The organism is Streptomyces dangxiongensis, from assembly GCF_003675325.1.
In the GTDB taxonomy this organism is placed as follows: Bacteria; Actinomycetota; Actinomycetes; order Streptomycetales; family Streptomycetaceae; genus Streptomyces; species Streptomyces dangxiongensis.
In genome coordinates, this window is sequence record NZ_CP033073.1 from 816,762 (window position 1) to 842,157 (window position 25,396).

General features: G+C 70.2%; 22 protein-coding genes and 1 pseudogene. 6 read left to right on the plus strand and 17 right to left on the minus strand.

Features of this window, described 5'->3' with window-relative positions; translation table 11 throughout:
• Positions 1-32 precede the first annotated feature (32 nt).
• From D9753_RS03915 to D9753_RS03950, 8 genes and pseudogenes are all read right to left on the minus strand, one after another.
• Positions 33-2,117: a dipeptide ABC transporter ATP-binding protein gene (locus tag D9753_RS03915; protein WP_121785728.1), complete on the minus strand. Its 2,085-nt coding sequence runs from the start codon at positions 2,115-2,117 to the stop codon at positions 33-35.
• Positions 2,114-2,995 (minus strand): ABC transporter permease, encoded by an 882-nt coding sequence (locus tag D9753_RS03920; protein WP_121790886.1) that lies wholly within the window; start codon positions 2,993-2,995, stop codon positions 2,114-2,116. The genes D9753_RS03915 and D9753_RS03920 overlap by 4 nt, the downstream gene beginning before the upstream one ends.
• Positions 2,996-3,065: 70 nt before the next feature.
• Positions 3,066-4,049, minus strand: a complete 984-nt coding sequence (locus D9753_RS03925; RefSeq protein WP_121785729.1) for an ABC transporter permease — start codon at positions 4,047-4,049, stop codon at positions 3,066-3,068.
• 332 nt (positions 4,050-4,381) lie between these two features.
• Positions 4,382-5,664, minus strand: a pseudogene (locus D9753_RS03930) (LLM class flavin-dependent oxidoreductase).
• Between the two features lie 94 nt (positions 5,665-5,758).
• On the minus strand, positions 5,759-6,805 hold the full coding sequence (locus tag D9753_RS03935) for an aliphatic sulfonate ABC transporter substrate-binding protein (RefSeq protein WP_121785730.1): 1,047 nt from the start codon (positions 6,803-6,805) through the stop codon (positions 5,759-5,761).
• A 37-nt stretch (positions 6,806-6,842) separates the two neighbouring features.
• Positions 6,843-7,574: an ABC transporter ATP-binding protein gene (locus tag D9753_RS03940; protein WP_121785731.1), complete on the minus strand. Its 732-nt coding sequence runs from the start codon at positions 7,572-7,574 to the stop codon at positions 6,843-6,845.
• Positions 7,571-8,464 (minus strand): ABC transporter permease, encoded by an 894-nt coding sequence (locus tag D9753_RS03945; RefSeq protein WP_121785732.1) that lies wholly within the window; start codon positions 8,462-8,464, stop codon positions 7,571-7,573. Before D9753_RS03945 ends, D9753_RS03940 begins: the two co-directional genes overlap by 4 nt.
• On the minus strand, positions 8,461-9,357 hold the full coding sequence (locus tag D9753_RS03950; protein WP_121785733.1) for a TauD/TfdA dioxygenase family protein: 897 nt from the start codon (positions 9,355-9,357) through the stop codon (positions 8,461-8,463). Before D9753_RS03950 ends, D9753_RS03945 begins: the two co-directional genes overlap by 4 nt.
• Before the next feature lie 600 nt (positions 9,358-9,957).
• On the opposite strand from D9753_RS03950, the gene D9753_RS03955 reads away from it, so the two are divergent.
• Positions 9,958-11,178: a metallophosphoesterase gene (locus D9753_RS03955; protein WP_121785734.1), complete on the plus strand. Its 1,221-nt coding sequence runs from the start codon at positions 9,958-9,960 to the stop codon at positions 11,176-11,178.
• Between the two features lie 1,069 nt (positions 11,179-12,247).
• Positions 12,248-13,756, plus strand: coding sequence for a cryptochrome/photolyase family protein (locus tag D9753_RS03965; RefSeq protein WP_121785735.1), 1,509 nt, complete (start codon positions 12,248-12,250; stop codon positions 13,754-13,756).
• A 53-nt stretch (positions 13,757-13,809) separates the two neighbouring features.
• Here D9753_RS03965 and D9753_RS03970 read toward each other — a convergent pair whose 3' ends face one another.
• The 5 genes from D9753_RS03970 to D9753_RS36345 form a co-directional block, all read right to left on the minus strand.
• The gene (locus D9753_RS03970; RefSeq protein ID WP_121785736.1) at positions 13,810-14,223 is read right to left on the minus strand and encodes a hypothetical protein; all 414 of its coding nucleotides are present in this window, start codon (positions 14,221-14,223) and stop codon (positions 13,810-13,812) included.
• A gap of 46 nt (positions 14,224-14,269) precedes the next feature.
• A complete protein-coding gene (locus D9753_RS03975) occupies positions 14,270-14,746 on the minus strand; it encodes a protease inhibitor I42 family protein (protein ID WP_240468023.1) in 477 nt (158 codons plus the stop codon).
• Positions 14,747-14,759: 13 nt separating this feature from the next.
• The gene (locus D9753_RS03980) at positions 14,760-16,343 is read right to left on the minus strand and encodes a peptidoglycan-binding protein (RefSeq protein WP_121785737.1); all 1,584 of its coding nucleotides are present in this window, start codon (positions 16,341-16,343) and stop codon (positions 14,760-14,762) included.
• An 11-nt stretch (positions 16,344-16,354) separates the two neighbouring features.
• Positions 16,355-16,729, minus strand: a complete 375-nt coding sequence (locus tag D9753_RS03985) for a hypothetical protein (RefSeq protein ID WP_240468024.1) — start codon at positions 16,727-16,729, stop codon at positions 16,355-16,357.
• 342 nt (positions 16,730-17,071) lie between these two features.
• Positions 17,072-17,440 carry a hypothetical protein gene (locus D9753_RS36345; protein ID WP_163010613.1) on the minus strand — a complete coding sequence of 123 codons (369 nt, stop codon included), beginning with the start codon at positions 17,438-17,440 and terminating at the stop codon, positions 17,072-17,074.
• Positions 17,441-18,039: 599 nt separating this feature from the next.
• Here D9753_RS36345 and D9753_RS03995 point away from each other — a divergent pair.
• Positions 18,040-18,675, plus strand: a complete 636-nt coding sequence (locus D9753_RS03995; protein ID WP_240468025.1) for a LysE family translocator — start codon at positions 18,040-18,042, stop codon at positions 18,673-18,675.
• A 162-nt stretch (positions 18,676-18,837) separates the two neighbouring features.
• Here D9753_RS03995 and D9753_RS04000 read toward each other — a convergent pair whose 3' ends face one another.
• Positions 18,838-19,560, minus strand: coding sequence for a response regulator transcription factor (locus tag D9753_RS04000; protein WP_240468026.1), 723 nt, complete (start codon positions 19,558-19,560; stop codon positions 18,838-18,840).
• Between the two features lie 235 nt (positions 19,561-19,795).
• Between D9753_RS04000 and D9753_RS04005 the strand changes: the two genes are divergently transcribed.
• The 3 genes from D9753_RS04005 (at position 19,796) to D9753_RS04015 (ending at position 22,637) form a co-directional block, all read left to right on the plus strand.
• The gene (locus tag D9753_RS04005; RefSeq protein WP_121785738.1) at positions 19,796-21,343 is read left to right on the plus strand and encodes a tryptophan halogenase family protein; all 1,548 of its coding nucleotides are present in this window, start codon (positions 19,796-19,798) and stop codon (positions 21,341-21,343) included.
• A 231-nt stretch (positions 21,344-21,574) separates the two neighbouring features.
• Positions 21,575-22,150: a flavin reductase family protein gene (locus D9753_RS04010; RefSeq protein WP_121790891.1), complete on the plus strand. Its 576-nt coding sequence runs from the start codon at positions 21,575-21,577 to the stop codon at positions 22,148-22,150.
• A gap of 1 nt (position 22,151) precedes the next feature.
• Positions 22,152-22,637 carry an aminoacyl-tRNA deacylase gene (locus tag D9753_RS04015; RefSeq protein ID WP_121785739.1) on the plus strand — a complete coding sequence of 162 codons (486 nt, stop codon included), beginning with the start codon at positions 22,152-22,154 and terminating at the stop codon, positions 22,635-22,637.
• A 65-nt stretch (positions 22,638-22,702) separates the two neighbouring features.
• Here D9753_RS04015 and D9753_RS04020 read toward each other — a convergent pair whose 3' ends face one another.
• Genes D9753_RS04020 through D9753_RS04030 form a run of 3 tightly spaced genes read right to left on the minus strand, consistent with a single transcriptional unit; the run spans position 22,703 to position 25,384 of the window.
• Positions 22,703-23,905 (minus strand): NAD(P)/FAD-dependent oxidoreductase, encoded by a 1,203-nt coding sequence (locus D9753_RS04020; RefSeq protein ID WP_121785740.1) that lies wholly within the window; start codon positions 23,903-23,905, stop codon positions 22,703-22,705.
• Positions 23,895-24,887, minus strand: coding sequence for an L-tyrosine 3-hydroxylase (locus D9753_RS04025; protein WP_121785741.1), 993 nt, complete (start codon positions 24,885-24,887; stop codon positions 23,895-23,897). Before D9753_RS04025 ends, D9753_RS04020 begins: the two co-directional genes overlap by 11 nt.
• Positions 24,884-25,384 carry a VOC family protein gene (locus D9753_RS04030; protein ID WP_121785742.1) on the minus strand — a complete coding sequence of 167 codons (501 nt, stop codon included), beginning with the start codon at positions 25,382-25,384 and terminating at the stop codon, positions 24,884-24,886. Before D9753_RS04030 ends, D9753_RS04025 begins: the two co-directional genes overlap by 4 nt.
• Positions 25,385-25,396 lie beyond the last annotated feature (12 nt).

The following is a 25,396-nucleotide window of genomic DNA, read 5'->3' on the forward strand; positions in this document are numbered from 1 at the left end:
GCGGGTGGGGGACAACATCGCCGGGCCGGTGTTCAGACGCCGTGGCAGGCGTACTGATGGCCGGGGAGTCCGGCTGCCGAGGTCGGCACGGGGGCCTGGGTGCGACAGCGGTGCCGCAGTTCCTCGTCGGCAAGGCGGTACAGCGGGCAGCGGTCGGCGAAGACACACCCCGCGGGCATGCGCGCGGCGTTCGGCTGCTCTCCCTCCAGCACGACGCGTTCGCGGGTTCGTTCCCGCTCGGGGTCGGGTATCGGGATCGCCGACAGCAGCGCACGGGTGTAGGGGTGCTTCGGATCGGAGAAGATCGCCTCGGTGTCCCCGGTCTCGACGATGTGCCCCAGGTACATCACCGCGATGCGGTCGGAGATGTACCGGACCACGGCCAGATCGTGGGCGACCACGAGGTAGGCGAGGCCGAGTTCACGCTTGAGCCGCGCCAGCAGGTTGATCACCCCGGCCTGTACCGAGACGTCCAGGGCGGAGAGCGGCTCGTCGAGCCCCAGCAGCTTCGGCTCCGTCGCCAGGGCACGGGCGATACCGACCCGTTGGCGCTGGCCTCCGGAGAGTGCGGCCGGGAAGCGGTCGGACACCGAGTCGTCAAGACCGACCAGGGTCAGCAGTTCGTGGACCCGTGCCCGTATCGCCTCGCGATCACGCCCGATCGCCCGCAGAGGTTCGGCCAGTGAATGGAACACGGGCATCCGAGGGTCCAGAGCCCCCAGGGGGTCCTGCATGACGATCTGCACGTCCTGCCGCAGCTCCCGTGGGCGCGCGCCGGACGCGACCGTGCCGACGTCGATGCCGGCGACCTCGATCCGGCCGCCTTCGGGCCGTCCGAGCCGAAGGATCTCCATCAGGGTCGTGGTCTTGCCGCTGCCGGACTCACCGACCAGGGCGAGCGTCTCGCCGGCGCGCAGCTCGAAGCTGACCCGGTTGACGGCGTGCAGCGTGCCGACCCGGCGCTTGAGGAGGGCGCCCTTGGTGACCGGGAAGGTCTTGACGAGGTCCTCGACACGGAGCACCACCTCGCCGGCCTCCGCACGACGCGAGGCCGCCGGTCGGGCGACGGGCGCGGCATCGCCCGCCGGGTCCAGGGATCCGTCGGCGATCTCGGCGGCGCGGAGGCAGGCTACGTGTCCGTGCCCGGTGACGTGACGCAGTTCCGGTTCGTCGGAGCGGCACGCGTCGAGGGCGACGGCGCAGCGGGGTGCGAAGGGGCAGCCGTCGGGGAGGTTCACCAGGGCGGGTGGCTCTCCGCCGATGGGGACCAAGGGGCGGCGGGACCCGCCGTCCACGGTCGGCACGGCGGCCAGCAGCCGCGCGGTGTACGGCATCGTCGGCCGGCGGAAGAGTTCCCCGACGCCCGCCTGTTCCACGAACCGGCCGGCGTACATGACGGCGACGTCGTCCGCGTGGCCCGCGACGACTCCCAGGTCGTGCGTGATCAGGACGAGACCGGCGCCTGTCTCCTGCTGTGCCAGCCGCAGCACGTCGAGGATCTGGGCCTGCACGGTGACGTCGAGTGCGGTGGTGGGTTCGTCGGCCACGAGCACGGACGGCCTGTTGGCGATGGCCATGGCGATGACCACGCGCTGGCGCATGCCGCCGGAGAACTGGTGCGGGAAGGCGGCGGCCCGGCCGCGCGGGTCGGGGATGCCCACCAGATCGAGCAGTTGCACGGCTTGTTCCCAGGCCGCTCGCTTCGACAGGTCCTGGTGGACCCGCAGGGCGTCGGAGAGCAGCCTGCCCACCGAGAAAATCGGTGTGAGGGCGGACAAGGGGTCCTGGAAGACCATGCCGATGGAGTTGCCACGGATCTTCGACAGCACTCGGTCGTCGAGGCCGACGAGGTTTCTTCCACCGAGCAGCACCTGGCCACGCAGGTCGGCGGTGGGCGGCAGCAGGCCCATGACGCCCATGGCGGTGGCCGACTTGCCCGAGCCGGATTCGCCGACGATGCAGAGGGTCCGGCCGGGCAGCAGGTCGAAGCTCACGCCGCGCACCGCCTCGACGGTGCCGGCCTCGGAGGGGAAGGAGATCCGCAGATCCCGCACGGACAGGACGGGTACCGCGTCGGTGGGTGGTGCCGGGGTGGGCAGCGGGCTCGCGAGGGTCATCGTCGGCCTCCTGCCGAGCCGGTCACCGACGTGGGGTCGAGGGCGTCGCGCAGGCCGTCGCCGATGAAGGTCATCGACACGGTGAGCAGAACGACCAGCCCGGCGGGGAAGGCGAAGAGCCAGGGGGCGCTCGTGACGGTGCTCGCGCCGTCCGCGAGCATCGTGCCGAGGGAGACGTCCGGGGTCTGGACGCCGAACCCGAGGAAAGAGAGGGCGGTTTCGCTGAGCACGGTCGCCACGACTCCGAGCGTCAGGTTGACGATCAGCAGGGAGCCGAGGTTGGGAATGATGTGGCGGAAGATGATCCGCAGCGGACCGACTCCCATGAACTCGGCCGCCCTGACGTAGTCCCGCTCGCGCAGTGAGGTGGAGACGGACCAGATCACCCGCGCGGTGGACATCCAGCCGAACACGGTCAGCACGACGATGAGGGCGCGCCAGTCGCCGGCCAGCCGGTGGGAGACCAGAGCGAGGATGAGGAACGAGGGGACGATCAGGAGGAAGTGGATGACGGCAAGGGTCACCCGCTCCACCCGGCCCCCGAAGTAGGCGGCGCCGGAGCCGATGATCGCGGCCAGGACGATCGTCAGGACCGACACGCTCACGGCGATCACCAGGGAGCGCTGGAGCCCGTGCACGGCACAGGCGTAGATGTCGTTGCCGCCCTGGTTGGTGCCGAACCAGTGGAGGTCGCTCGGCGGCTGGGTGAGTGCGGTGAAGTCGGCGTCGGTGTAGGCGTAGGAGGTGAAGCGGCCGCCGACGGCAGCGAACAGCACCAGCAGCACGAAGATCACCACTCCGACGACGGCGAGGCGGTTGCGCAGGAAACGCCGCAGATAGAGCCGGCCGAGGCCGAGGTTCGTGTGCTTGCGCGCGATGGTCGCCGTCTCCGGAGTCTGCTCCGCGGTCGGACCCGGAGGCGCGTGGGTCGTCGCGTCGGTGGTCACGTCACCTCACCCGCACTCTCGGGTCGAGGAGGACCGTGGCGATGTCCGCGAGGATCGCTCCGATCGCGGTCAGGGCCGCGGCGAAGGCGGCCGTCGCGACCGCGCCGTGTACGTCGTTCTTGCTGATGGTCTGGATGAAGTAGCGGCCCATGCCGTTCCAGCCGAAGATCGTCTCCGTGATGACGGCACCGGTGAAGACGGCCGGAACGCTGAACGCCACGGAAGCCGCCGTCGGGATTAGCGCGGCCCTCAGGGCGTGCCTGCGGATGGCCTGGCTGCGGGTGAGCCCGGTGGCCTGGGCGGTTCGCACGAAGTCGGCGTGGAGCGTGTCGAGCAGCAGTGAACGCTGCGTCAGGTGGTAGCCGACGTAGCCCATCAGCGTGAGCGTCAGGGTGGGCAGGATCAGGTGCAGGAGGCGGTCACCGATCGTGGGGAGCAGTCCTTCGGCGCCCGGTGAGTTCTCCCCGGCGACGTAGAGGAAGTGCAGCCCGGCGTGCTGGTTCAGCCAGATGGCGACGAAGACCACGGCGAGGGCGGCGACGGACGTGGGGACGTTGAACACCACGATGGACACGGCCTGCGACACCCGGTCGGCCCAGCCGTACTGCCGTGCGGCGGTGTAGACGCCGAGCGCGACGCCGAGCGCGACGGACAGCACGGTCGCGACGACGACCAACTCCGCGCTGACCAGCGCCCGGTAGCCCACTTCGCCGTTGACGGAGACGCCGGTGGGGGACTTTCCCCAGTCGAAGTGGAGGGTCACCGACGTCAGCCAGTCCCACCAGCGATGCACCAGGGAAACCCTGGGGTCCAGGTTGTACGGCGCGAGGGCCCGGCCGATCTGTGCCTCGGTGCGGACGGGCCGCAGCTCCTTGTAGTTCGACCTCGGGTCCAGGAACCAACCGGCCAGAAAGTAGGTCGCGTTCGTCGCGATCACGATCATCAGGAGCCAGCCGACCGCCTTGCGCATCACATAGCGCGCCACGCGCGGCACCTCCTCGCCACACACGGGATGTGTGCTGCTGAAGCACCGGGGAGACAGGTCACATGCATGCGCGGTGAAGCTTTCTGCGGGTACGGAAGGAAGGCGTGGGGATGTACACGTCAGCCTGGTCCGTACTTCGGCGCGGCACCAGGTTTTGCCTGGCGGCGCCATGAGGTCGACATGTTGCTGTTGCACACAGTCCGGCATACGGAGCGATTCCGGATGCATCTCCCGCGATCGCCGCGCCCGATGGATCCACCTCCGTCGCCCCGGGGACGAGCAGCGCCAGTGGTGCTTCGCCACCCCAGGACGCGGCGGGAACAGCGCGCGGGTCAGGTGTGGAACTGGTTCGCCGGTACGGGGAGCCCGTAGTGCTCGCGCAGGGTCGTGCCCTCGTACTCCTCGCGGAACAGCCCCTTGCCGCGCAGGATGGGGAGCACCTGCTCGACGAAGGCCGCGAGGCCCGACGGCAGGGCGGGCGCCATGATGTTGAACCCGTCCGCGGCGCCGCCCTCGAACCAGGTGATGATCGTGTCCGCGACCTGCTCAGGTGCGCCGACGAACTCGAAGTGACCGCGTCCGCCCCCGAGCCGGGAGATGATCTGCCGCACCGTGAGCTTCTCGCGCACCGCGAGCTCCAGGATCAGCTCGGAACGGCTCTGCGATCCCTCCAGCTTCGGCCGCGCCAGGATGAAGTCCGGCAGAGCCGCGTCGAGCTCGAAGACCGACGGTTCCGTCTCGAAGACCGCGGCCGGCGCAGCCCGTACTCCGGGATGCGCAGGTCGTCGAACCGCTTCGCCAGCGCACGGGCTTCGGCCTCGGTCGACCCGATGTACGGGACGATCCCCGGCAGGACGATCACGGCGTCCGGGTCGCGCCCCGCGGCCCTGGTCCGTGCCTTGATGTCCGCGTAGAAGGCGGCCGCACGCTCGTACGTCGTGTGGGCGGTGAAGACGGCCTCGGCGTGACGGGCCGCGAAGTCCTTGCCGTCCTCGGAGGAACCGGCCTGGACGAGCAGGGGGTGGCCCTGCGGCGGACGCTCGACGTTGAGCGGCCCGGCCACCTTGAAGTACCGGCCACGGTGGCCCAGTCCGTGCAGCCGCGCCGGATCGGCGTAACGCCCGGTGATCTTGTCCGCGGCGACGGCCTCGGACTCCCCGCTGTCCCACAGCGCCTTGGCGACCTTCAGGAACTCGTCGGCCCGGGCGTAGCGTTCGGCGTGGCCGGGACGGTCGTCGAGGCCGAAGTTGGCCGCCTCGTCGGCCCCTGCCGAGGTGACGATGTTCCAGCCGGCGCGGCCCCCGCTGACGTGGTCCACGGACGCCAGCCGACGGGCCAGGTTGTACGGCTCGTCGTACGTCGACGACACGGTCGCGATGAGGCCGATCCTGCTGGTCGCCTGGGACAGCGCGGTCAGCAGCGTCAGCGGTTCTGGCTGGCCCGGCGGCCGGAACTCGCCGGTTCCGGTGAGGGCGGGGCCGTCCGCGAGGAACAGCGAGTCGAACTTGGCGCTCTCGGCGAGCCGGGCCGGTTCGATCCAGTGCTGCAGGTCGAAGCCGGCCCGCGGGTTGCTGTCGGGGAGCCTCCATGCCGCTTCATGGTGACCCGCCTCCATGAGGAAGGCATTGAGGTGCAGTCGCCGCTGTCTCGCGCTCACGCGCGCTCTCCTTTCCTGGTGAGGAGTTCGTCTTCCTGGAGGGGGAGCCGACTCAGCCGAAGGTCAGCTTCGAGCTGTCGTAGCCGGCCGGGAGGAGGTTGTCGGTGATCGACGGGACGTCGACCTTCCTGGTGAGCTGGCCCGCCTCCAGGAAGGCGTCGGCGAGCTTCTGCTCCGCGGCGATGTCCGACTTCCTGATCGGCGTCACCCGGGTCTCGAATGTCTCCAGGGACGCTTTGGCGTCGGCCAACGGGATGCCCTCCTCCTCGGAGACGGCCCGGGCGTAGGTGTCCTCGTGTTTGATCGCGTAGGCGAACTCGCGTGCCAGCCGCTGCAGTACGTCCGTCAGGGCCGCCCGCTTCGTGGCGTCACCGAGCGACTTCGCACTGGCGACGTAGTAACTGCCCGTCTGGTCGATCGGCGGGAGGCCCTTGGCCAGGATCCGTGCCCCGTTCTTGACCGCGATCGCCGACTGCGGGTTCCAGATCGACCAGGCGTCCACCTTGCCGGTGTTGAACGCCGTGGCGCCGGCCGCCGGGTCGAGGAAGACCAGGTGCACGTCCTTGGGGCTGAGGCCGACGCTCTTCAGCGCGTTGAGCGCCAGACCGTGCGCCGAACTGCCCTGCGGCACGGCGATCTTCTTGCCCTTGAGGCCGGCGAGCGTTTTCAGCTTCGACCCCTTCGGCACGATGATGTTCTCGTTGGACTGACTGGGCGTGAGCGAGCGGTTGACGGCCACGATCTTGAAGCCGTACTCCTTCGCCGCGCCGGTGATCGGCGGCACGTCGCCGACGGAGCCCAGGTCGATGTCGCCCGAGGCGGCGGCCTGCACCAGCGGCGGGCCGTAGGTGAACCGGGCGAACTTCACCTTGTACGGCGCGTCGTCGAACGCACCGGTGATCTTCGCCAGGGCCTGGCTGCCGTCACCACCGTTGTCTCCGATGGTGAAGGTGTACTTCCTCCACTCGGGGTGCGCGGACGCACTGCCGCTCGACTTTCCCAGCGGCGCCGCCTGCGACGACGAGCCGCACGCGGCAAGGGTGCCCGTGAGGGTGAGCAGGCCGGCGGCGCCGAGGAGGCGGGTGGTTCTTCTGTACATGGCTTGTTTCCGGCTTTCTGTGCAGTGGTGGAGGACGTCAGTGGTGACCGGCGATGCCGAGGTCGTTCAGGAGCGCGGAGCGCAGTTCCTCGCGGGCGACGCTCGCCTCACGGTCCGCTGCGGAGAGCTGGACGGGATGCGTGGCGCCGATGCGCCCGTCGCACATCACGAGGATGCGGTCCGCCAGGGCGATCGCCTCGTCCACGTCGTGGGTGACCAGCAGCATGGCCGCGTGGTGCTTGCTGCGCAGCGCCCGCACGAGGTCGTGCATGCGCAGCCGGGTGATCGCGTCGAGCGCCGCGAACGGCTCGTCCAGCAGGACGAGTTCGGGCTCGGAGACCAGTGCCCGCGCGAGCGAAACCCGCTGGGCCTCGCCGCCGGAGAGCTCCTTGGGCCATGCCCTCTCCCGTCCCGCGAGTCCCACCTCGGCGAGCACGTCGCGGGCTCGCTGCTCCGCGTCGGGCCCGTACAGTCCGAGCGTGATGTTGCGCAGCACCCGCTGCCAGGGCAGCAGCCGGTCGGCCTGGAACACGATCGCTCGCCTCGCCGGGACCTCCACCCGCCCGCCGTCGGGCCGGTCCAGTCCGGCGAGCAGTCGCAGAAGGGTGCTCTTGCCGCAGCCGGAGGGGCCGAGCAGGATCACCAACTCCTCGTCGGTGATGGTGAGGTCGAGGTGGTCGAGCACCACGCGGTCGCCGAACCGGCGCACGACCTGCTCGACGACGACTCCGGTGCGCCGACGGGTCTGTGTTCCGATCGTGCTGCTCATGACGCCTCATATCCGGGGCGCCACCGCAGCAGCACCCGCTCGAGTATCCGGACGAGCTGGTCGGCGAGCAGGCCGAGGAGCGAGTAGATCACCAGGCCCACGAAGACCTGGTTGGTCTGCAGATAGGTCTGCCCTTGAGTGATGAGGAAGCCGAGTCCCTTGTCGGCGTTGACCGTCTCGGCGGCGACGAGGCCCAGAACGCTGTATGCGAGGGAGAACCGGAGTCCGACCAGGAACCCGGGCAGGGCTCCGGGCACCAGCACCCGCGTCACGATGCGCCACGTGCCCGCGCCCGTCGTGCGCGCCATCTCGATCAGGCGCTGGTCGACGCCCCTGATCGCGGCGAACAGGTTGAGATACATCGGGACGCCGGCCCCGAACGAGATCAGCAGCACCTTCGTGAGCTCGTCGATGCCGAACCACACGATCATCAGCGGCAGCACCGCCAGCAGCGGGATCGTGTTGAGGACCTGCACCAGGCCGTTGAACAGGTACTCACCGCTGCGCAGCAGTCCGCCGAGCACCCCGGTGACGATGCCCGCGGTCAGTCCGATCAGGAGTCCGATGCCGGCCCGCTGCAGCGAGATGGCCACGTCCGGCCCGAGCACGCCCTGCTGCCACAGGTCGGCGGCGGCTTTCACGACGGAGGTCGGCGCCGGAGCATATGTTTTCGCCAGCACGCCGGCCCTGGCGAGAGCCTCCCAGGCGAGCAGGATCACGACCGGAGTCGTATAGATCCCGAGCGGCCAGCGCAGGCGCTCGCGGAGTGTGCTGAGCGGTGTCCGGCGGCGGGCGTCGCGCGGCAGGAAGACCTCGCGTTCCCGCGCGCTTGTCGGCTCGGCGTCGGCGGCCTTGCTGACGGCCGGCGCCGCGATGCGGATGTCGGTCATGCGGCCGTCTCCAGGACGCCGGTGTAGTGCGAGGCGTCGCCGACGAGTTGCTCGCTGCGGCGGCCGTCGACACCGACCGGCACGTCTCCGGCCACGGTCACCCGGTTGAGGAGGCGCGGGCGGTCGTCGTAGTTGTCCACGCCGTAGTGCTGGGTGATCCGGTTGTCGAAGATCAGTACCTGGCCGGGCGACCAGGTCCAGCGCAGGACGTTCTCCGGACGTGTCACGTACGACTGCAGGACGCGCAGCAGACCGGCCGAGTCGCTGCTCGTCAGGCCGACGATCCGCTTGGCGAACCCGCCGATGAACAGGCCGCGTTCGCCCGTCAGCGGATGCACCCGCACGAGCGGGTGCTCGGCCTCGTAGGGGGTAGAGACGAACACCCGGTCGTATTCCTGGCGCACCGCTGTCGTGGCGGAAGGGCGGGCGTAGTCGTACTGGTTGGTGTGCACGACGCGCAAGGAGTCCGCGAGGACGCGCAAGGGTTGGGGCAGGTCCCGGTAGGCGGCGGCCGCGTTCGCGATGAGCGTCTCGCCTCCGTATGGCGGAACCGTGAGGGACCGGAGGGTGGTGAGCTGCGGCGGGTTGACCACGAAGGTGACGTCCGTGTGCCACTCGTTGGCCTTGGACGTCTCGCTGTCGACGGCGAGCACGTTCCTCGTACCGTCGGCGGCCGGCACGTTCGGGTGCGCCGTGGTGAGTTCGCCGAACCACGCGGCCACCCGCTCCTGGCCGGCGTTGTCGAGGTTCACCCGGTCGAACACGATGGCCTTGTGTTCGTTGAGGGCTTGCCGGAGCGCCGTGACCGTCGAGGGGTCGGCCGGTGCCGCGAGGTCGACGCCGTCGACGACCGCGCCGATACGGCCGGTCAGCTTGCGGATGGACGGAGGCATGCGGAGGTCCTTCTCGAGGAGGCGGGCGCACCACAGGGGTGCGCGGTGGCGAAGAGCGGAGTGAGGGGGCGACCCGGAAGGGGCGGCCCACCAGGCACGCGGTGGTCGTCAGTACGCGACGCGGCAGGGAGGGAACGACGACGCCGAGGGCATCTGACGCAGGTCCGGCGACCGGTGGGCAGGCACCGCCGCGGCTGGTCCACCGGCACGGCCGTTCATGGCTCCGAAGCCCGGCCGACCGCTCATCCGGTCGTCAACGAGGGCCTCGGGCCGCCCTCTCCAGCGAGGAGGGACGCGGGGAAGAGCCCGAGACGGAGACCTTCAGAAGGCAGAAGGTGAGGACGAGGGTCTCGCGGAGCACCGTATGGCGACGTGCCGGCTCAACGACAACAGAACGCGCTGGAGACGTGCGCCGGGTCGATGTGGCGCCGCCGAGTGAGGTCCACGCGCGGGTTCATGGGACCGGAGTTCAGCAGAGGTCCGTCGTGCTGGTCAAGGACTTCCCGGAGGGGTCTTGCATGGCGGACACGGACAACGCTGCCGGGCCGGAGGCGTCCGGATACAGTGCGCGGGACGGCAGCCCGGTCAGGGAGGGGAAGCGTGACCGACACCAGCAACACCCGGCCCGCCGAGGGTGAGGCGCAAGTGCCGCGGCCGAGCCGGCTGCACCACCTGATGCGTTACATCCCCCTGATCGCCCCTGTCCTGCTGTGGGCCGTGCCCTGCTGGGTGCTCCTGCACACCGGCCAGCACTGGTCGCTCCCCGTCAGGCTGGCCGGCACCGCCCTGTTCGCCCTCGGCCTCGTAGGCATGCCGCTCGCGATGATGCGCGGTCACGGCCGGCGCCAGCAGGACCGGGCGGCGATCATCGGTGACACCCTGCTGGGCGCCGGCTGGATCCTGTTCACCTGGTCCGTTCTGCTCGGCGTCCTCCTGCGGCTCGCCCTGACCGTGGCCGGCGTCGGCGGGAGTCAGGACCGTGCCCGGATCGTCACCTGGGCCGTCCTGGGCACAACCGCCGTACTCCTCGCCTGGGGGTACGCCGAGGCGCGCCGCGTGCCACGCGTGCGGCGGCTCGACGTGCGACTCCCGCGACTGGGTGCCGGGCTGGACGGCACCCGCGTCGTCCTCATCACCGACACCCACTACGGCCCGCTCGACCGCGCCCGCTGGTCGGCACGGGTGTGCGAGACGGTGAACACCCTGGAAGCCGACCTGGTCTGCCACACCGGCGACATCGCGGACGGCACGGCCGAACGCCGCCGCGCCCAGGCCGCCCCCCTCGGTACCGTGCGGGCCACCCGGGCCCGGGTGTACGTCACCGGCAACCACGAGTACTACAGCGAGGCCCAGGGCTGGGTCGACCTGATGGACGAGCTGGGCTGGGAGCCGCTGCGCAACCGCCATGTGCTGCTCGAACGCGGAGGCGACACCCTTGTGGTGGCCGGCGTGGACGACGTCACTGCCGAGTCCTCCGGCCTGGCAGGCCACCGCGCCCACCTCGCCGGAGCCCTGGACGGCGCCGACCCCGGCCTGCCCGTCCTGCTCCTGGCCCACCAGCCCAAGTTCATCGACCGCGCGGCAGCCCACGGCATCGACCTCCAACTCTCCGGCCACACCCACGGTGGCCAGATCTGGCCCTTCCACCACCTGGTCCGCATCGACCAGCCAGCCCTCGCCGGCCTCAGCCACCACGGCACCCGCACGCTGCTCTACACCAGCCGCGGCACCGGCTTCTGGGGCCCGCCCTTCCGCGTCTTCGCCCCCAGCGAGATCACCCTGCTCGTCCTCCGCTCCCCTCACCTGCACACCGCGCCGTAGCACTGGGCGGGCCAACACATCCACTTGGAGCAGTGCACGAGCCGAGGGATGCGGCGTCGACAGATGACCAGGCCTGTCTCGCCAAGGACAATATCCGGGCCATTCCCGGGCCGACGGCGCCAACGAGCCATACGTGGCCAGATCGTCCGCCATGGCTCCCTTGCCATAGGCGTCCCGCAAGATCGCCTTCAGAGTGCGGAAGATGTTCACCTGGTTCAAGCTTTCTTGATCCGAGACGGGGAGTGATGTGCACGTTGATGGAGCTGTCGACGTGCCAGCCCGTGGAGTACTCCGTCATCCTCCGCTGCCGCGGCCACCACTGCTTCGCCAATCCGCGACCGTCTGCCTTCCGAGTTCCGCGGGCCGCGGCAACGGACGGCGCCGTCTTCTCTTTCTCCGCGTAGATCTGCGTAAGGCGCGGGTGCAGGTCAGCAAGCCGGGGCACCGTCCAGCCTCATGCTGACCATTTACTGACCCGGACGCGGCGTTCATGGATCTGACCTGCGCAAACGCCCGAACACTAGATCTTGGAACATGGTGCGCAGCATGCAGTGCTCGTCGCATGTCCGGGCAGCTTTCCTCAGGTTTTCCAGGATTCGGGCCGACCACTTGGCGACCTTCCTGACGCATCGTCAGGCGAATACCGGAGGGCTTCACCCGCTCTCCCGGACCCCACCACGACGACGGTCCGGGCCTGCGCAGCACCTTCCGAACGGCGTCCGTGATCACCGTCACTCGGGCGTTCTGGACCGTACTCCCGGCGGGGCTTCACGGTTCCCCCGACGCACCGGCCGGGTCACTGGCAAGCGGTACGACCCGGACGGAGCATATGTGCGGCGCCTGGTGGCGGAACCGGCGGATGTAAGGGTGCCGTCGTGCACGTGCCGTGGAAACGTCCGACACAGGAGCGCGCGACCACCGGTGGTGTCACTGGCGGGGGGCTGGACCCCTTCGAGGGAGCCCGGGCGCTCCTGAGGTCCGGCGGGAGGACATCCGCCGGGCCGCCGCCCCACACGCGACAACTCGTACGTGTACGCCATTCCCGCATCGCACGGAAGGTGCCCCGTCCATGACCACCCCTCATTGGATCTTCGGCGACCAGCTCGGCCCGCACTTCCTCACGCCGGCCGGCAAGGACGGGCCCGACCGTGGGGCGCCCGTGGTGATGATCGAAGCCAGGTCGGTCTTCCGGCGGCGCCGCTACCACCGTGCCAAGGCACACCTGGTGCTGTCCGCGATGCGGCACCGTGCGGCGGAACTGGGCGGACGGGTGACGTACGTCCGGGCCGAGACCTACCGCGAGGGGCTGCGCCGCGCGGTGGGCGGCACGTCGGTCACGGTGTGCCATCCCACCTCCCACGCGGCGCTCCGGCTCGTGCGATCGCTGCCCCGGGTACAGGTGCTCCCCGCCCGGGGCTTCCTGGTATCGGGCGAGGAGTTCGCCGGCTGGGCCGAGGGGCGCGGTGGGCGACGGCTGCTCCAGGAGGACTTCTACCGCTGGGTGCGCCAGGAGCACGACCTGCTGATGGAGGGCGGCCACCCGGCCGGCGGCCGGTTCAACCACGACCACGCCAACCGCGAGCCCCCGCCGAGCGGCACCCGGGAGCTGGACGTGCCAAGCCCGTACGTGCCGCGGGAGGACGACATCGATGCCGGGGTGCGCGACGACCTCGACCGGTGGGAACGCGAGGACGGGGTGCGGTTCGTCGGCCGGGACGGGCCCCGCCGCTTCCCCGCCACGCGACGGGAGGCGCTGTCGGCCCTGCGCCGTTTCGTGGACCGCCGGCTGGCGTCCTTCGGGCCGTACGAGGACGCGATGCTCACCGGTGATCCGGTGATGAGCCACAGTCTGCTGTCGTCCTCGCTGAACCTCGGGCTGCTGCACCCGGCGGAGTGCGTGGAGCGAGCCGAGCGGGCCTGGCGGAAGGGCGCCGTCCCGGTGAACAGCGCAGAGGGCTTCGTCCGGCAGGTCGCGGGCTGGCGGGAGTACGTCTGGCAGCTCTACTGGCACTTCGGCGAGGACTACCGGCACGGCAACGCGCTCGGGCACACGGAAGAGCTGCCGGAGTACTTCACCGAACTGGACGCGGACGCGGTCACCGCGAACTGCCTGGCCACCGTGCTCGCCCAGGTGCGCGACACCGGGTGGACGCATCACATTCCCCGGCTGATGGTGCTGGGCAGCCACGCCCTGCAGCGCGCCTGGGATCCGGCCGCGGTGACCGACTGGTTCCACCGCTGCTTCGTCGACGGCTACGACTGGGTGATGGTGCCGAACGTGGTGGGCATGTCCCAGTACGCGGACGGCGGCCGGATGACCACCAAGCCGTACACGTCGGGCGGCGCGTACATCCACCGCATGAGCGACCTGTGCGACGGCTGCGCCTACCGGCCCACCGACCGCACCGGTCCGCACGCGTGCCCCTACGCTGCCGGGTACTGGGCCTTCCTGCACCGGCACCGGCGGCTGCTGTCCGGCAACGCCCGCATGCGGCGCGCGGTACAGGGCCTGGATCGGCTCCGTGACCTCGACGAGGTGCTCCGGCAGGAGCTGCGGCGCGCGTCGGAGGTGCCGTGAGGAGCGGCTGCCGGCGGTACGGGTGACGTGGGTACTTGGATCGGCCACTCGGATCACGTACTGCGGCCCCGCGCCCGGGTCAGCTGCTTCAGTTCGATGATGGTCGCGACGGCGCGCAGCCAGGTGGCCGCGGTGTCGTCGGCGGCGATTCCGCCCACGAGTTCGGTGCCGGCCCGCAGCCACTCCCGTACGAGGACGGACGCCTCCCGGCGGGGCAGGGGCTCGGGCAGCTCCGCGGCGCGGGCGAGTCCGCCGGCGCGCACGGTGTCAGCGAGGAAGGCGACCGAGCGCGGCTCGGTGCCGAGGCGGTCGAGGAGGACGGCTGCGGCCGCGGCGCCGTCGCCGAACAGGGCGGTGCGCCGGGTGCCGGGCTCGGCGGTGAGGCCGTAACGCAGCAGGACGGTGATGTCGAGCCGGGCCAGCTCGTCGTCCGTGCGGTCCGGCGGGTACGTGGCGTCGTCGTTCATGGCGGGGCCTCAGGTGTCTCGTCTCATCCGACCGGTCCGCTGCGGCTCAGTCGACGGTGACGGTGTAGGTGATGCGCTCGGGGGCCTGGGAGGGGGTGGTCGGGGTGGCGGAGGGGCCGGTCGTCTCGGGGGGCAGGGTGGAGGTGTTGCCCTGACAGGTGGTGAAGGTGCAGTGCAGCAGCGTGAACCGGGTGGTTCCCTTGGCCTTGGCCTCGAAGGTGAAGGTGAGCCGGCCGCCGGCACCGTCCACCGGCTCGTCGCCGGAGTCCGATGCGTAGGCGTGGCCGCGGCTGACCAGCACCGAGCTGTCGGGCTCGGGGTCGACCAGGTACCAGTACTCGCGGGTGGAGGCGTTCTGGTCGACGGTGAGCGTGAAGCGCTCGCCCGGCTCGGCAGCGATGCTGGTGTCCTTCACCGGGTGGCTCGTCGTGCGACTCGCGGTGCTCGTGGAGCCGCCGGCCGGTTCGTCGGTGCCCGAGCCGCAGCCCGTGGCGAGAGCGAGGAGCGCGGTCACCGCGATCACGGCACCGCCCCTGCTACCGCGGAAGATAGACACTGTACGCGTTGGGGAGATCACTGGTGGAAGCCTTGCCCATGTGGCCGTTGATGAAGTCGTCCTCGCTGACCCAGGTGGTCGAGCCCCAGGGGTTGTACACCTGAAGCATGTCACCCTCCTGGGCGATGATGGTCATGGCGTGGGCGCCCTCCTCGCCCGAGACGTCGACCGGCACCGGCCGCCCCTGCGCCACCGACTTCTCGACGTCGGTGAGGACCGCCCTGCGGTCGGCAGCGCTGTTCAGGTCCTGGCGCTCGTAGTCACTGCCGGTGGCACTGCCGACGGCGGCGTCGTTGATCCGTTCCTGCCCCTCGGGCCCCATACCGCCCCAGTTCTCGCCGCCGTCGCCTTCGGTGTGCAGCCGGTGCTGTTCGGCCACCAGGCGCTGCTTGAAGGCGTCGGGGTCGTCCTGCTGCCCGTCGGGGCCGCCGGTGAGGTCGAGCGCGTAGAGGGGGTCGACCATGGCGCGGGACGTGACGGTGGACGAGGCCACGCAGGTGCCCTCGTGGCCGTCGCCGCCCTGGATCCACCGCTGGCCGTCGAACGTGACGTAGTCCTTGTTGTTGTTCGAGCCGTCCGGCGCCAGGCCCTCGTCGTTCATGCTGTCCGCGGCGGTGACCACCGGAGTGAGGTGCCGGCGCAGCCAGTCGGGGTCCTTGCCGTGGATCTTGTCCTGGAACTTCCCGATCTCGGCGACGCTGTGGCCGGCGGCGAGGGCCTTCATCAGGTAGGCCCGCTCCTGCGGGCCGTCCGACTTGGCCAGCATCCGCTCCATGGCCATCTCGTCGTCGAAGCTCAGCAGGTCCATACGCGTCGACGCGCGCGCCAGGTCGCCGGCCGTGAGGATCTCGTTCAGCTCGGTGTCGGCGCCCGCGACGCCGGTGTCGGCGAGCATCAGCTTGTCGACGGCGGTGAGTTCGCTGGTCTCCATCGTCCCGGCCCGCGCCTCGGCGGCCCACTTGTTCAGGTCCCGGGCCGCGACGCGGGTGGCCTCCTGCGCGTCGGAGACGGCGGCGTGCATCAGGTCGACCGCGTAGGAGCCGAAGTGGGCGGCGTTCTTGCGGTCCCACTCCTCCTCGTCGTTCTCGTGCAGGTCGTCGAAGAAGCCGTCCTTGCCGCCGAGCGTCTTCTTCTGCTCCAGCAGTTGTCCGCGGCCCTGTTCGTCCTTGCGCTGCGCGGCACCGATCGCGTCCGCCAGCGTCACCAGCACCGTCGCGCAGCCCTGGAACGCCTCGCTCATCTGGGTCACGGACCGCCCGGCGGCGTTCACCACGTCGGAGGCGAGGACGCTCGTGTCGCCGACCCACACCTGCGGAAGACCCTTGCGGCCCACCCGGTCGACCTGGTCAAAGACGCTGCCGACCTGGCCGACCTGGCCGCGGTAGAGACTTGCCACGCTCTCCAGCACGCCCTGGTCGCCGCCCGGTTCGGGTACCGAGAGGGCGTCGTCGATCAGGTCGAGGAGCTCGTTCTTGCTCCCGGCGCCGAGTATCTTCTCGGACAGCCCGGCGAGCCACGCGAGGCGGAGGGAGGGGGAGTCGAGGGGAGAGGAGAAGAACGACACCGGCCCGTTCCTCAGTAGCTCGACAGGGCCGAGGTGCGGCCGCCCTGCGCCGCTGCGTCGGTGAGGCTGCTTGTGCCACCGGCGGGAACGCTGTCCGCGTGCGTCTTCACCAGGCCGTCGGTGCCGTGGTAGGTCCTCTTGGCCAACTGCACCTTGCCACCGAGCTCGTGCAACGCAGACGCCAGCGTCTTGGCCTCCGCCTCCCAGGCCTTGACGAACGCGTTCAGCGCCGACGCGGCGTCATCGCCGCCGACGTCGCCGTACGAGTAACTCGTGCGGGACTTGACGGCGGAGCTGACGCCGTCCATGTCCGTGCCGGCGTCCTCGAGTTGCTGGGCCTGGCCGGTCATACCTGCCTTGACCTGGTAGCCATCCGAGCCCACCATGTGCCTCCCCCGCATACATTCGATCATGACCGCGCGCAGGCTAACACGCAGTGTATATACGGACGATCACACGTCGTCCGCTACACACACCTCCTCCACATCACTCGCCCCACGGCACGCTTGGACGCTCATAAGGTCACGACGCCGTGATCACACCAGTCACCGCATGATCATTCCACTGGGGATGACGGCAAGGCGTAGTGGAACCCGCTTTTCCTGGTGGGGCCAGACGCCCGGAAGGGCTACTTGAATGACGACGGATCTTCTGGCGGAGACGGGGGCCGGCGTAGTTGTGTGCGGCTCCTGGACGGAGCCGCACACATCGTTCAGTGCTCTGGGAGATCAGCGTCCGTGACCGCCACCACCGTGACCGCCACCGCCGTGGTCACCGCCACCGCCGTGGTCACCGCCACCACCGTGGTCACCGCCACCACCGTGATCACCGCCATAGCCGCCGTGGTCACCGCCGTAGCCGCCGTGGTCACCGCCGTAGCCGTTGTGGTCACCGCCGTAGCCGTTGTGGTCGCCGCCGTAGCCGTTGTCGCAGTTGTCGCCCCACCAGTTGTCGTCACAGTCTCTGCTGTAACTGCTGTGGTTGCCCTGGTGGTCGGATGCCGAGGCGGTGCCGGCCGCGCCGACCGCCGCCCCGCCGGCCATCAGCAGACCGGCAGCCGACATGGCGAGGACACGCCTCGCCCGTTGTGGTCGCATGGGAAAAACCTTCCGTTCCATCGTCCCTCACGACCCCTGGTCGGAGACGCGAGGCGAATGGCCGCCGCCGCAGAAAGGACGAACCGTGCGGGGCGGTCTTCAGGTGTCACCGCACCATGTGCGCCACGGCGGGACCGCCGACGCCTGCAGGCCACCCGTACGTGATCTCGCGGGCGGCTGCTGCGGCTGAGGTTCCCGAGGCTCCAGAACCTCGTCGGCCGGGCGTGCCGTGCGCTGCAGCTTTCACTCGTAGAGCCTAGTCCCGCGGGCGGCACACGTCATGTCGAGCGGCGACCCGCCGACAGACTTGGAGGTCGGGCGCGTGGGACGGTCGGGTACCCAGGCGCCGGCGGCGGAATCGTGCCGGGACGGAAGCGATACCGATCTTCTTTCTGGTTCCGTATTACACGCGTCGACCTGGACGATCTCGTCATTCTGACGACGGCGTTCCTGCCCCGACCAGGGGCCCTCCATTGGGCGCGATGCCGACAAGCGGAGCGGACAGGAGCCGACCGACGAGGGCAGGGCGGTCTCGGCACCGCTCACCGCATTCGGTGAAACCGCGGAGGAGTCGGATTCGTGGTGCGTATTCTGTGGAGGTGATCGGACCAGAGCGTTTGACTGTGTTCCTGACCGTTGTGACCGTGCTGATCGCTGTGCCGGGGCCGAGTGTCCTGTTCGTGGTGAGCCGTGGGGTGGCGCTGGGCCGTAAAGCCGCTGTGTCGACGGCGGTGGGGAACGAAGCGGGGCTGCTCGTCCAGGTGGTGCTGGTGGCGTTCGGGCTGGGGGAAGTTCTTGCCCGCTCCCTCCTTGTCTTCTCGATCTTGAAGTTCGCCGGTGCGCTCTATCTCGTCTATCTCGGTGTTCAGGCCTGGCGGCAACGCAAGCTGCTGATGGTGAAGGATCAGACCGCTTCGGCGTCGGACCGTCCGGGGCGGATCTTCCGGGAGGGCTTCATCGTCGGGGTGAGCAATCCCAAGGGACTGCTGATCTTCGGTGCGGTGCTGCCGCAGTTCGTCGACGCGTCGGCGGGTAACGCACAGGTGCAACTGCTGCTGCTCGGCCTGATCTGCGTCCTGATCGCATTGGTCTCCGACGCGGCATGGGGCCTCCTCGCTGGAACTGCCCGCAACTGGCTTGCCGGTTCACCACGGCGGCTGTCCTGGATCGGCGGGACGTCGGGCATCGTGATGGTCGGCCTGGGGGTCCGGCTGGCGTTCAGCGGCCGGGAATGAATCGGGCACGGGACAGGAATCAGCCTGTCCCGCCTCTGCGGGTCGGGCGCCCAGGATGCCGCCGGTCAGACAGCTTATGGCGTTGCGGTTTCGCCGGGGTGCAGGCGGTGAGCGAGGCGCTGGTCGACGCCGGCGGGATGCGGGCCGGCGCGGTCGTCCGGATCAACTGGCCCACTCCGCCCGGGTGAGGCCCAACTCGTACGCGACCGCGACCGCGCTGGCCCGGTTCCGCAGGCCGAGCTTCACCAGCAGGTTCTGTACGTGTGTCTTGACCGTACTCTCGCTGACCACGAGTTCTCCGGCGATCTCGGCGTTCTTCAGGCCGCGCGCCAGGAGTTTGAGCACCTGCCGCTCGCGGAGCGTGAGCAGGTCGAGCGCCGTATGGCGGACGGAGTACCTGCGGGACGGTGAGCGGTCGGGCTCCCCCTGCTCGGGTACGCCGATGCGGTATCCCCCGGAGACGAGCCGGATGGCGGATACCAGGAATGTCGGCTCCTCCCACGCCAGCACCACTCCCCCGGCCCCGAGTTCGTCCGCTTCGGTGTTGATGGGGTTGTTCGCGTCGTTGCTCAGCAGCAGCATGCGCGAGACACCGGCACCGGCATAGTGGACGGCCCGGTGCATCAGGTGCACGACGTCGATGGACCGGCAGGCGGTGTTGACCACGACCACGTCCAACGACGAGTCGAGAGTGGCTTCGAACGCCGTCGCACTGTCCCGGGCGCTGCCGATGAGGGTGAGGTCGGGGTATGCCCGCAGGACATCTACGAGCCCCGCGTGCACAAGGCTGGAGTCGTCGATGAGGAAGATCCGCAGCGGTTCCCGCTTCTCGGCGCCGTCCAGGCCGTCCGATGTTGGATTCTGGTCGGATCGAGCGTCACCCACGAGGCCCTCCTGTGCCGCGAGCCACGGCATTGGACCGAATCGAACAAGGCGTCATCTTTCCCCAAAGCCTCAGCTCGGAGTGCGTGTTTTTTCGCCATATCCGATTAGCAAGTGCATGAAGGCGGAAATTGGCTACTTCGACACTTCGGCCTAGTCCGTTCGACGCGAGGTCCTGCCGCGATCCGTCCGATCTGCCGAAGACGCCGCCGGGCGATCACGCCTAGGGTCACCCGACATGACACAGAGCGTGGTGATTCTGGGTGGTGGAACGGCTGGGTGGATGACCGCCTCCTACTTACGGGCGGCCTTCGCGGACAGCGTCGACGTCACCGTGGTGGAGTCCGGGCGGATCGGGACCATCGGGGTGGGGGAGGCCACCTTCAGCACGGTCCGCCACTTCTTCGACTCTCTCGGTCTCAGCGAGGCCGACTGGATGCCGGAGTGCAACGGCACTTACAAGTTGGCGGTACGGCTGGAGAACTGGCGGGCACCCGGCACGTACTTCTACCATCCGTTCGAACGGATGCGGGTCGTCGACGGGGTGCCCCTCACCGACTGGTGGCAGAAGGTCGGCGAGACGGACCACTTCGACCGGGACTGCTTCCTCATCCCCTGGCTCTGCGACGCGAAGGCGTCCCCCAGGTACCTGGACCACCGGCTCTTCGAGCAGGACTTCGACGAGGACCCCGACCGCCCCCTCTACCGGACCACCCTCGCCGAGCAGAACACCCAGTTCCCCTATGCCTACCACTTCGACGCCTCCCTCCTCGCCGGATTCCTGAGCCGCTACGCCGTCGAGCGAGGTGTCCGCCGGGTCATCGACGACGTCGTGGACGTAAGGCTCGACGAGCAGGGCTGGATCGAACACCTCGTCACCCGCGAGCACGGCGACTTGACCGCCGATCTCTACGTCGACTGCTCCGGCTTCCGCAGCAGGCTGCTCGGCGACGCCCTGGAGGAGCCGTTCATCTCGTTCCAGGACTCCCTCCCCAACGACCGCGCGGTGGCCCTGCGGGTCCCCGTCGACACCGCCGTACAGGGCATCAGGCCGTGCACCACGGCCACCGCCCAGGAGGCGGGATGGATCTGGACCATCCCCCTGTTCGACAGGATCGGCACCGGGTACGTCTACGCGGCCGACTACTGCGGACCCGAGGAGGCCGAGCGGGTCCTGCGCGACTTCGTCGGACCCGCGGCCGCGGACCTGGAGGCCAACCACATCCGCATGCGGATCGGCCGCTCCAACCGGGCCTGGGTCAACAACTGCGTGGGTATCGGGCTGTCAGCCGGGTTCGTCGAACCGCTGCAGTCGACCGGGATCTTCCTCATCCAGCACGCGATCGAACAACTCGTCCGGTACTTCCCCGGCACGAACCGCGACCCGGTGCTGCGCGACACCTACAACCTCAGCACGGCCAGGGCCATCGAGGGCGTCCGTGAGTTCCTGATCCTGCACTACCGGGGCGCCGCCCGCGTGGACAACGACTACTGGCGCGACGCGAAGAAGCGCCGACTGCCCGACGACATGGCGATACGCCTGGAACAGTGGCAGAGCAAACTCCCCGACAACGACACCACCTACCCCTACTACCACGCCTTCGAGCCCTACAGCTACGTCTGCATGGCCCTCGGTCTCGGCGGCATCCCGCTGCGCCACCCGCCCGCGCTGGACCTGGTCGACACCCGTGCGGCACGGCACGAACTGACCCGGGTACGGCAACAGGCGCGCAAGCTCGTGGAGACGCTGCCCAGCCAGGTGGAGTACCTCTCAAGGCTGCGCTGATGGTGCTCGCCCTCCGGGCCCCGGCGCTCGCCGTCACCCGGGACCGCGAGCAGCGTCCGCGCACGGCCCGCGGACCGGTGCCGGCTGCTGCTCGTCCCGGCGTCCCTCGTGACGGCCGGCCTCCAGGTGTCCGCCGGCGGGCTGGACGGAATCTCCGTGACCACGGTCGTCACCGGACCGCTGCTGTCGCTCGTGGAGCACCGCCACGCCCCGCGTCCCAGGAGCTGTCCCATGGCGAGGTCTGACACGGCCACTCAGGATGCGACCGCGGGTGAAGGGGGCTTCAGGGACCTGATGTCCCTGTTCCCCACCGGCGTCGCGGTGATCGGGGCCCTCGACAGGGCCGGCCGGCCCTGGGGCATGACCTGTTCGTCCCTGTGCAGCGTCTCCCTCAGCCCGCCCACACTGCTGGTGTGCGTGCGCAGTGCCAGCCCCACGCTGGACGCGCTGGAGAGCACCGGGGCGTTCAGCGTCAACCTGCTGCACGACTCCGCCCGGGACGTCGCGGAACTGTTCGGCTCCGGCGCCCCGGACCGCTTCCGGCGGACCGCCTGGCATCTGCCCGACGCGGCGGCCGGCCCCCACCTGCGGGACGCCGCGCACGCCGTGGGCGACTGCCGGGTCGACAGCGTGCGGCGGGTCGGGGACCACACCGTCGTCTTCGGCCGCGTGACCCGGGTCAGCGTCGGCACCGGACCCGAACGGACCCCACTGCTCTACGGTTTGCGCCGGTACGCCGCATGGCCGTCGACCAGTAGCGTGGCGGAGCCCGGCCGGCCCCGGCCGGTCCCAGCCGACGAGGAGTGAGATGTCGCAGCCCGTGGAGCCCACCGGTGTCCTGTCGCCCGAGGAGGTGCTCCGCGCATCCGGGGTGCCGTTCACGGTCCTCGACCACGTCCCCATCGTGGGACAGCAGGACGCCGAGACCAAACTCGGCCTCGCCACCGAGCAATTACTGAAGACCATGGTCTTCAGGACCGCCGACGGCGGCTTCGTGCTCGCCGCCCTGCCCGTCACCGGCCGCGTCAACTACGGCCGGCTGGCCCGGGCGGCGGGCGTGTCCCGCTCCAAGCTCCGGCAGGCCGAGCCCGGGGAGCTGAGCCTGCTGGGCATGGAACCGGGCGGCGCGAGCCCGGTGTGCGACGTGCCGGACGCCGTGGTCGTCTTCGACGCGTCGGTGACGCGCATGGACATCGTGTACTGCGGCAGCGGACGTGCCGACCGGACCGTACGGATCGAGGCCGGGCGGCTGATCGAGCTGGTGGCTCCGAGGATCGAGGAACTCTCCTCGTGAACCGGGAAGGCGGTGTGTGCCGGGACAGCCGGACCACACCGCCTTCCGCCTCCCCGTGTGTCGGGTCAGTCGTGCCGGTCCCCCCGCGCGTCGAACCGCTCCGGGACGAACGGCTCGGCGCCCGCCGGACAGCGCCCGGCCACCAGGTACTCCGTCAGCAGCCTGGCCGTCCCGGGCGCCAACGGCATGCCGTCGATACCGAAGCCGGTGAGCAGCCACAGCCCCGGAGCCCCCGGCGCCGGGCCGACGACGGGCAGACCGTCGGGGGACATCGGGCGCACACCCGACCACGCCGCGCGCACCGGTGTCTTGGCCAGCACCGGGGCGTGCCGGGCCGCCGCCGCCGCGATCATCGCGACCGCCTCCTCACCGTCCCGTACGTCGTCGAGCTGGAGCGCCGGGCCGCTGCTGGAGCCGAGCACCACCTCCCCGCTCGGCAACGGCTGCAGCGAGAAGACGACCTGGGCGCCTCCCGCCGGCGCGGGAGCGGCGACGTCGGCCAGCAGCGGAGGCCCATTGCGCTTCAGTCCGACCGGGCCGTGCCAGGTGGACTGCATGAGTGTGTGGCGGAACACCGCACCCGTGACCGGCGCGGTGCGCAGCAGCCAGCCACGCGCCCCGAAGACCGGCACATCGGTGCCCGCCTGCTGGGCCAGGCTTCGCGACCACGGCCCGGCCGCGAGCACCACCGCGCCCGCGGCCAGCGGGCCGCCGTCCGTGACCACCCCGGTGACTCGCTCACTGTCCGTCAGCAGCCCCCGCACCATCGTGTGCGTGCGGATCTCGGCGCCCGCACGGGCGGCCCGGACAGCCAGGGCCGCGGCCGTCAGTACCGGGTGGAGGGCGTGCGCGCCCTCGACCACCACCGCGCCTGCCAGGTCGGGGGCGAGGCCGGGCTCCAGCTCGCGCAGTTCACCCGGGCCGATCTGATGGGCCGGGAACCCGTTCTCGGCCAGGGCGTGGCCGTGGCCGCGCGCCCGGTCCATGCCGTCTTCGTCGGCCGCGACCAGCAGATATCCGTGCGGACGGAACCGGAAGGGCACCTCGCTCTCCCGGTCGGCCTGTGCGTAGTAGGCGACCGCCTCGGCGAACAGGCCGCCACAGGCGGGCAACGGGCTCGGCAGCAGACCGCCCTGGTTGCGGCCGGTCGCACCGCCGGCCAGGGCGCCGCGCTCCAGGAGCAGCACGCTCAGCCCCCGCTCGGCCAGCCGCTCGGCGGCGGCACAGCCCGCTATGCCACCACCGACCACGATCACGTCATGCGCCATGGGATCCGCTTCCTTCCATCGAGGGCTCGAAAGTGCGGGTGGGGGGAGACGGGGAGGCGGGTTCGGCAGAGGAATGCCGTACGAAGTCGCGGGCGATGTTCCCGAGGAGCTGCGGGACGGCACGCTCGATCTCCTCGACCTGTGGCGTCCGCAACGCCTCCGGTTTCTCGGCTCGGCTGGAGGCGGACGCCGGGTACAGGCCGTTGACCGCGAGATCGTCCCGCACCGCCCTCATCCGGCGCAGGAGTTGTGCGGCGCCTTCCTCTGGGGCGCAGGGCGCGCGAAGGGTGATGAAGTAGGTGTCGAACAGGGCCGCCCGGACGTCGCGTGGCAGGGGACGGCAGGTGCCCGTCGCCGATTGGAGCAGTGAGGGGGCGTCCGGCACCAGCTTCGCGGCGATGCCCTCGTGCACTCTCTCGTTGAGCGCGCATTCCTCGACGAGGGCGTCGGCCCGGCCGTCCCAGGCGGCGGGGAGCCGGCCCCGCAACAGTGCCCGCACGGGCCCGTAGTCCCGGGCCCAGGCGCCGCTGAAGGCGGGGTGGTGCAGCGCCATGCTCGGCCTGATGATCCGCAGGTAGACGTCCCGCGTGCAGGAGGCCGTGTACAGCAGCATGGCGGAGTAGCCGCGCACCAGGCGCCCGACAGCGGCCACTTCGTCCGGCGGGGCCGGGCCGGCTGCCTCGGCGGCCCGCCGTCCCAGTTCCTGCCAGAGCATGAAGGTGAGTTGGTGGCCGGTGATCCACCGGAACCAGAACAACTGCTCCGCGGAGCCGGCGGCGGCCGGGGCGCCCGAGGGCTCCGCACCCGGGTCCGGCCCCTGGCCGAGGAGCTCCGCGTACCGTCGGGTCAGCTCATCGTCGGCGTTGCAGTGCACCGGGTCGGGAGGCAGCATCAGGGGCTCGATCCCGTAGGCCCGGCCGCCGTACTCGGGGACGACGGCTTCCAGCAGGCCGGTGGCCGAGCCTGCGTCCAGCGCGCTCACCGGCCCTCGGCTTCCGCCGGTATGTGGGTGAACTCGTACTCCAGCCCGTTGACGTCGTAGGCGTAGAAGCTGCTCACGCCGTCGTCGTCCACGACGATCTCCGTCGGGGGTTCGGGGCGGGCGAAGACGTAGTTGCCGGAGGCGAAGAGCTGTTGCCAGCGGTCCCGCCACTCCGTCAGTTCCGAGGCGGACCCGGCGGTCATGCACACGTGCTGGAACTGGAGGGTGTCCGGGTGCGGAGGAGCGTAGGCGGCGGAACGGGTGAACACATGGAACCGGGTACCGGCGGCTGTCACCTCGGTCAGCCGGGTGATTCCGGGCAGCCGGCCGCGGGTCAGGTCGGAGAAGATGTCGAGGGTCCAGGCGGCGGTGCCGCCGAAGAAATCGGTGTACCACGCGACGCAGTTGTCGAGGTCGGCCGTTTCGACCGCCAGGTGGTGCAGTCCGGCCCGTGGGACGCGGCCGGGCGGTTTGGGTTCGTCCGCAGGGAGGGACACGGGTGTGGATCC

Coding starts and splice junctions, on each gene's coding strand:
- D9753_RS03950 (WP_121785733.1), bottom strand. CDS start 9,357: ATGCCTCCGTCCATCCGCAAGCTGACCGGCCGTATCGGCGCGGTCGTC.
- D9753_RS03935 (WP_121785730.1), bottom strand. CDS start 6,805: ATGTACAGAAGAACCACCCGCCTCCTCGGCGCCGCCGGCCTGCTCACC.
- D9753_RS04015 (WP_121785739.1), top strand. CDS start 22,152: ATGTCGCAGCCCGTGGAGCCCACCGGTGTCCTGTCGCCCGAGGAGGTG.
- D9753_RS03985 (WP_240468024.1), bottom strand. CDS start 16,729: ATGGTGGGCTCGGATGGCTACCAGGTCAAGGCAGGTATGACCGGCCAG.
- D9753_RS36345 (WP_163010613.1), bottom strand. CDS start 17,440: ATGCGACCACAACGGGCGAGGCGTGTCCTCGCCATGTCGGCTGCCGGT.
- D9753_RS03970 (WP_121785736.1), bottom strand. CDS start 14,223: ATGAACGACGACGCCACGTACCCGCCGGACCGCACGGACGACGAGCTG.
- D9753_RS03945 (WP_121785732.1), bottom strand. CDS start 8,464: ATGACCGACATCCGCATCGCGGCGCCGGCCGTCAGCAAGGCCGCCGAC.
- D9753_RS03965 (WP_121785735.1), top strand. CDS start 12,248: ATGACCACCCCTCATTGGATCTTCGGCGACCAGCTCGGCCCGCACTTC.
- D9753_RS04020 (WP_121785740.1), bottom strand. CDS start 23,905: ATGGCGCATGACGTGATCGTGGTCGGTGGTGGCATAGCGGGCTGTGCC.
- D9753_RS03915 (WP_121785728.1), bottom strand. CDS start 2,117: ATGACCCTCGCGAGCCCGCTGCCCACCCCGGCACCACCCACCGACGCG.
- D9753_RS03940 (WP_121785731.1), bottom strand. CDS start 7,574: ATGAGCAGCACGATCGGAACACAGACCCGTCGGCGCACCGGAGTCGTC.
- D9753_RS04005 (WP_121785738.1), top strand. CDS start 19,796: ATGACACAGAGCGTGGTGATTCTGGGTGGTGGAACGGCTGGGTGGATG.
- D9753_RS04010 (WP_121790891.1), top strand. CDS start 21,575: ATGGCGAGGTCTGACACGGCCACTCAGGATGCGACCGCGGGTGAAGGG.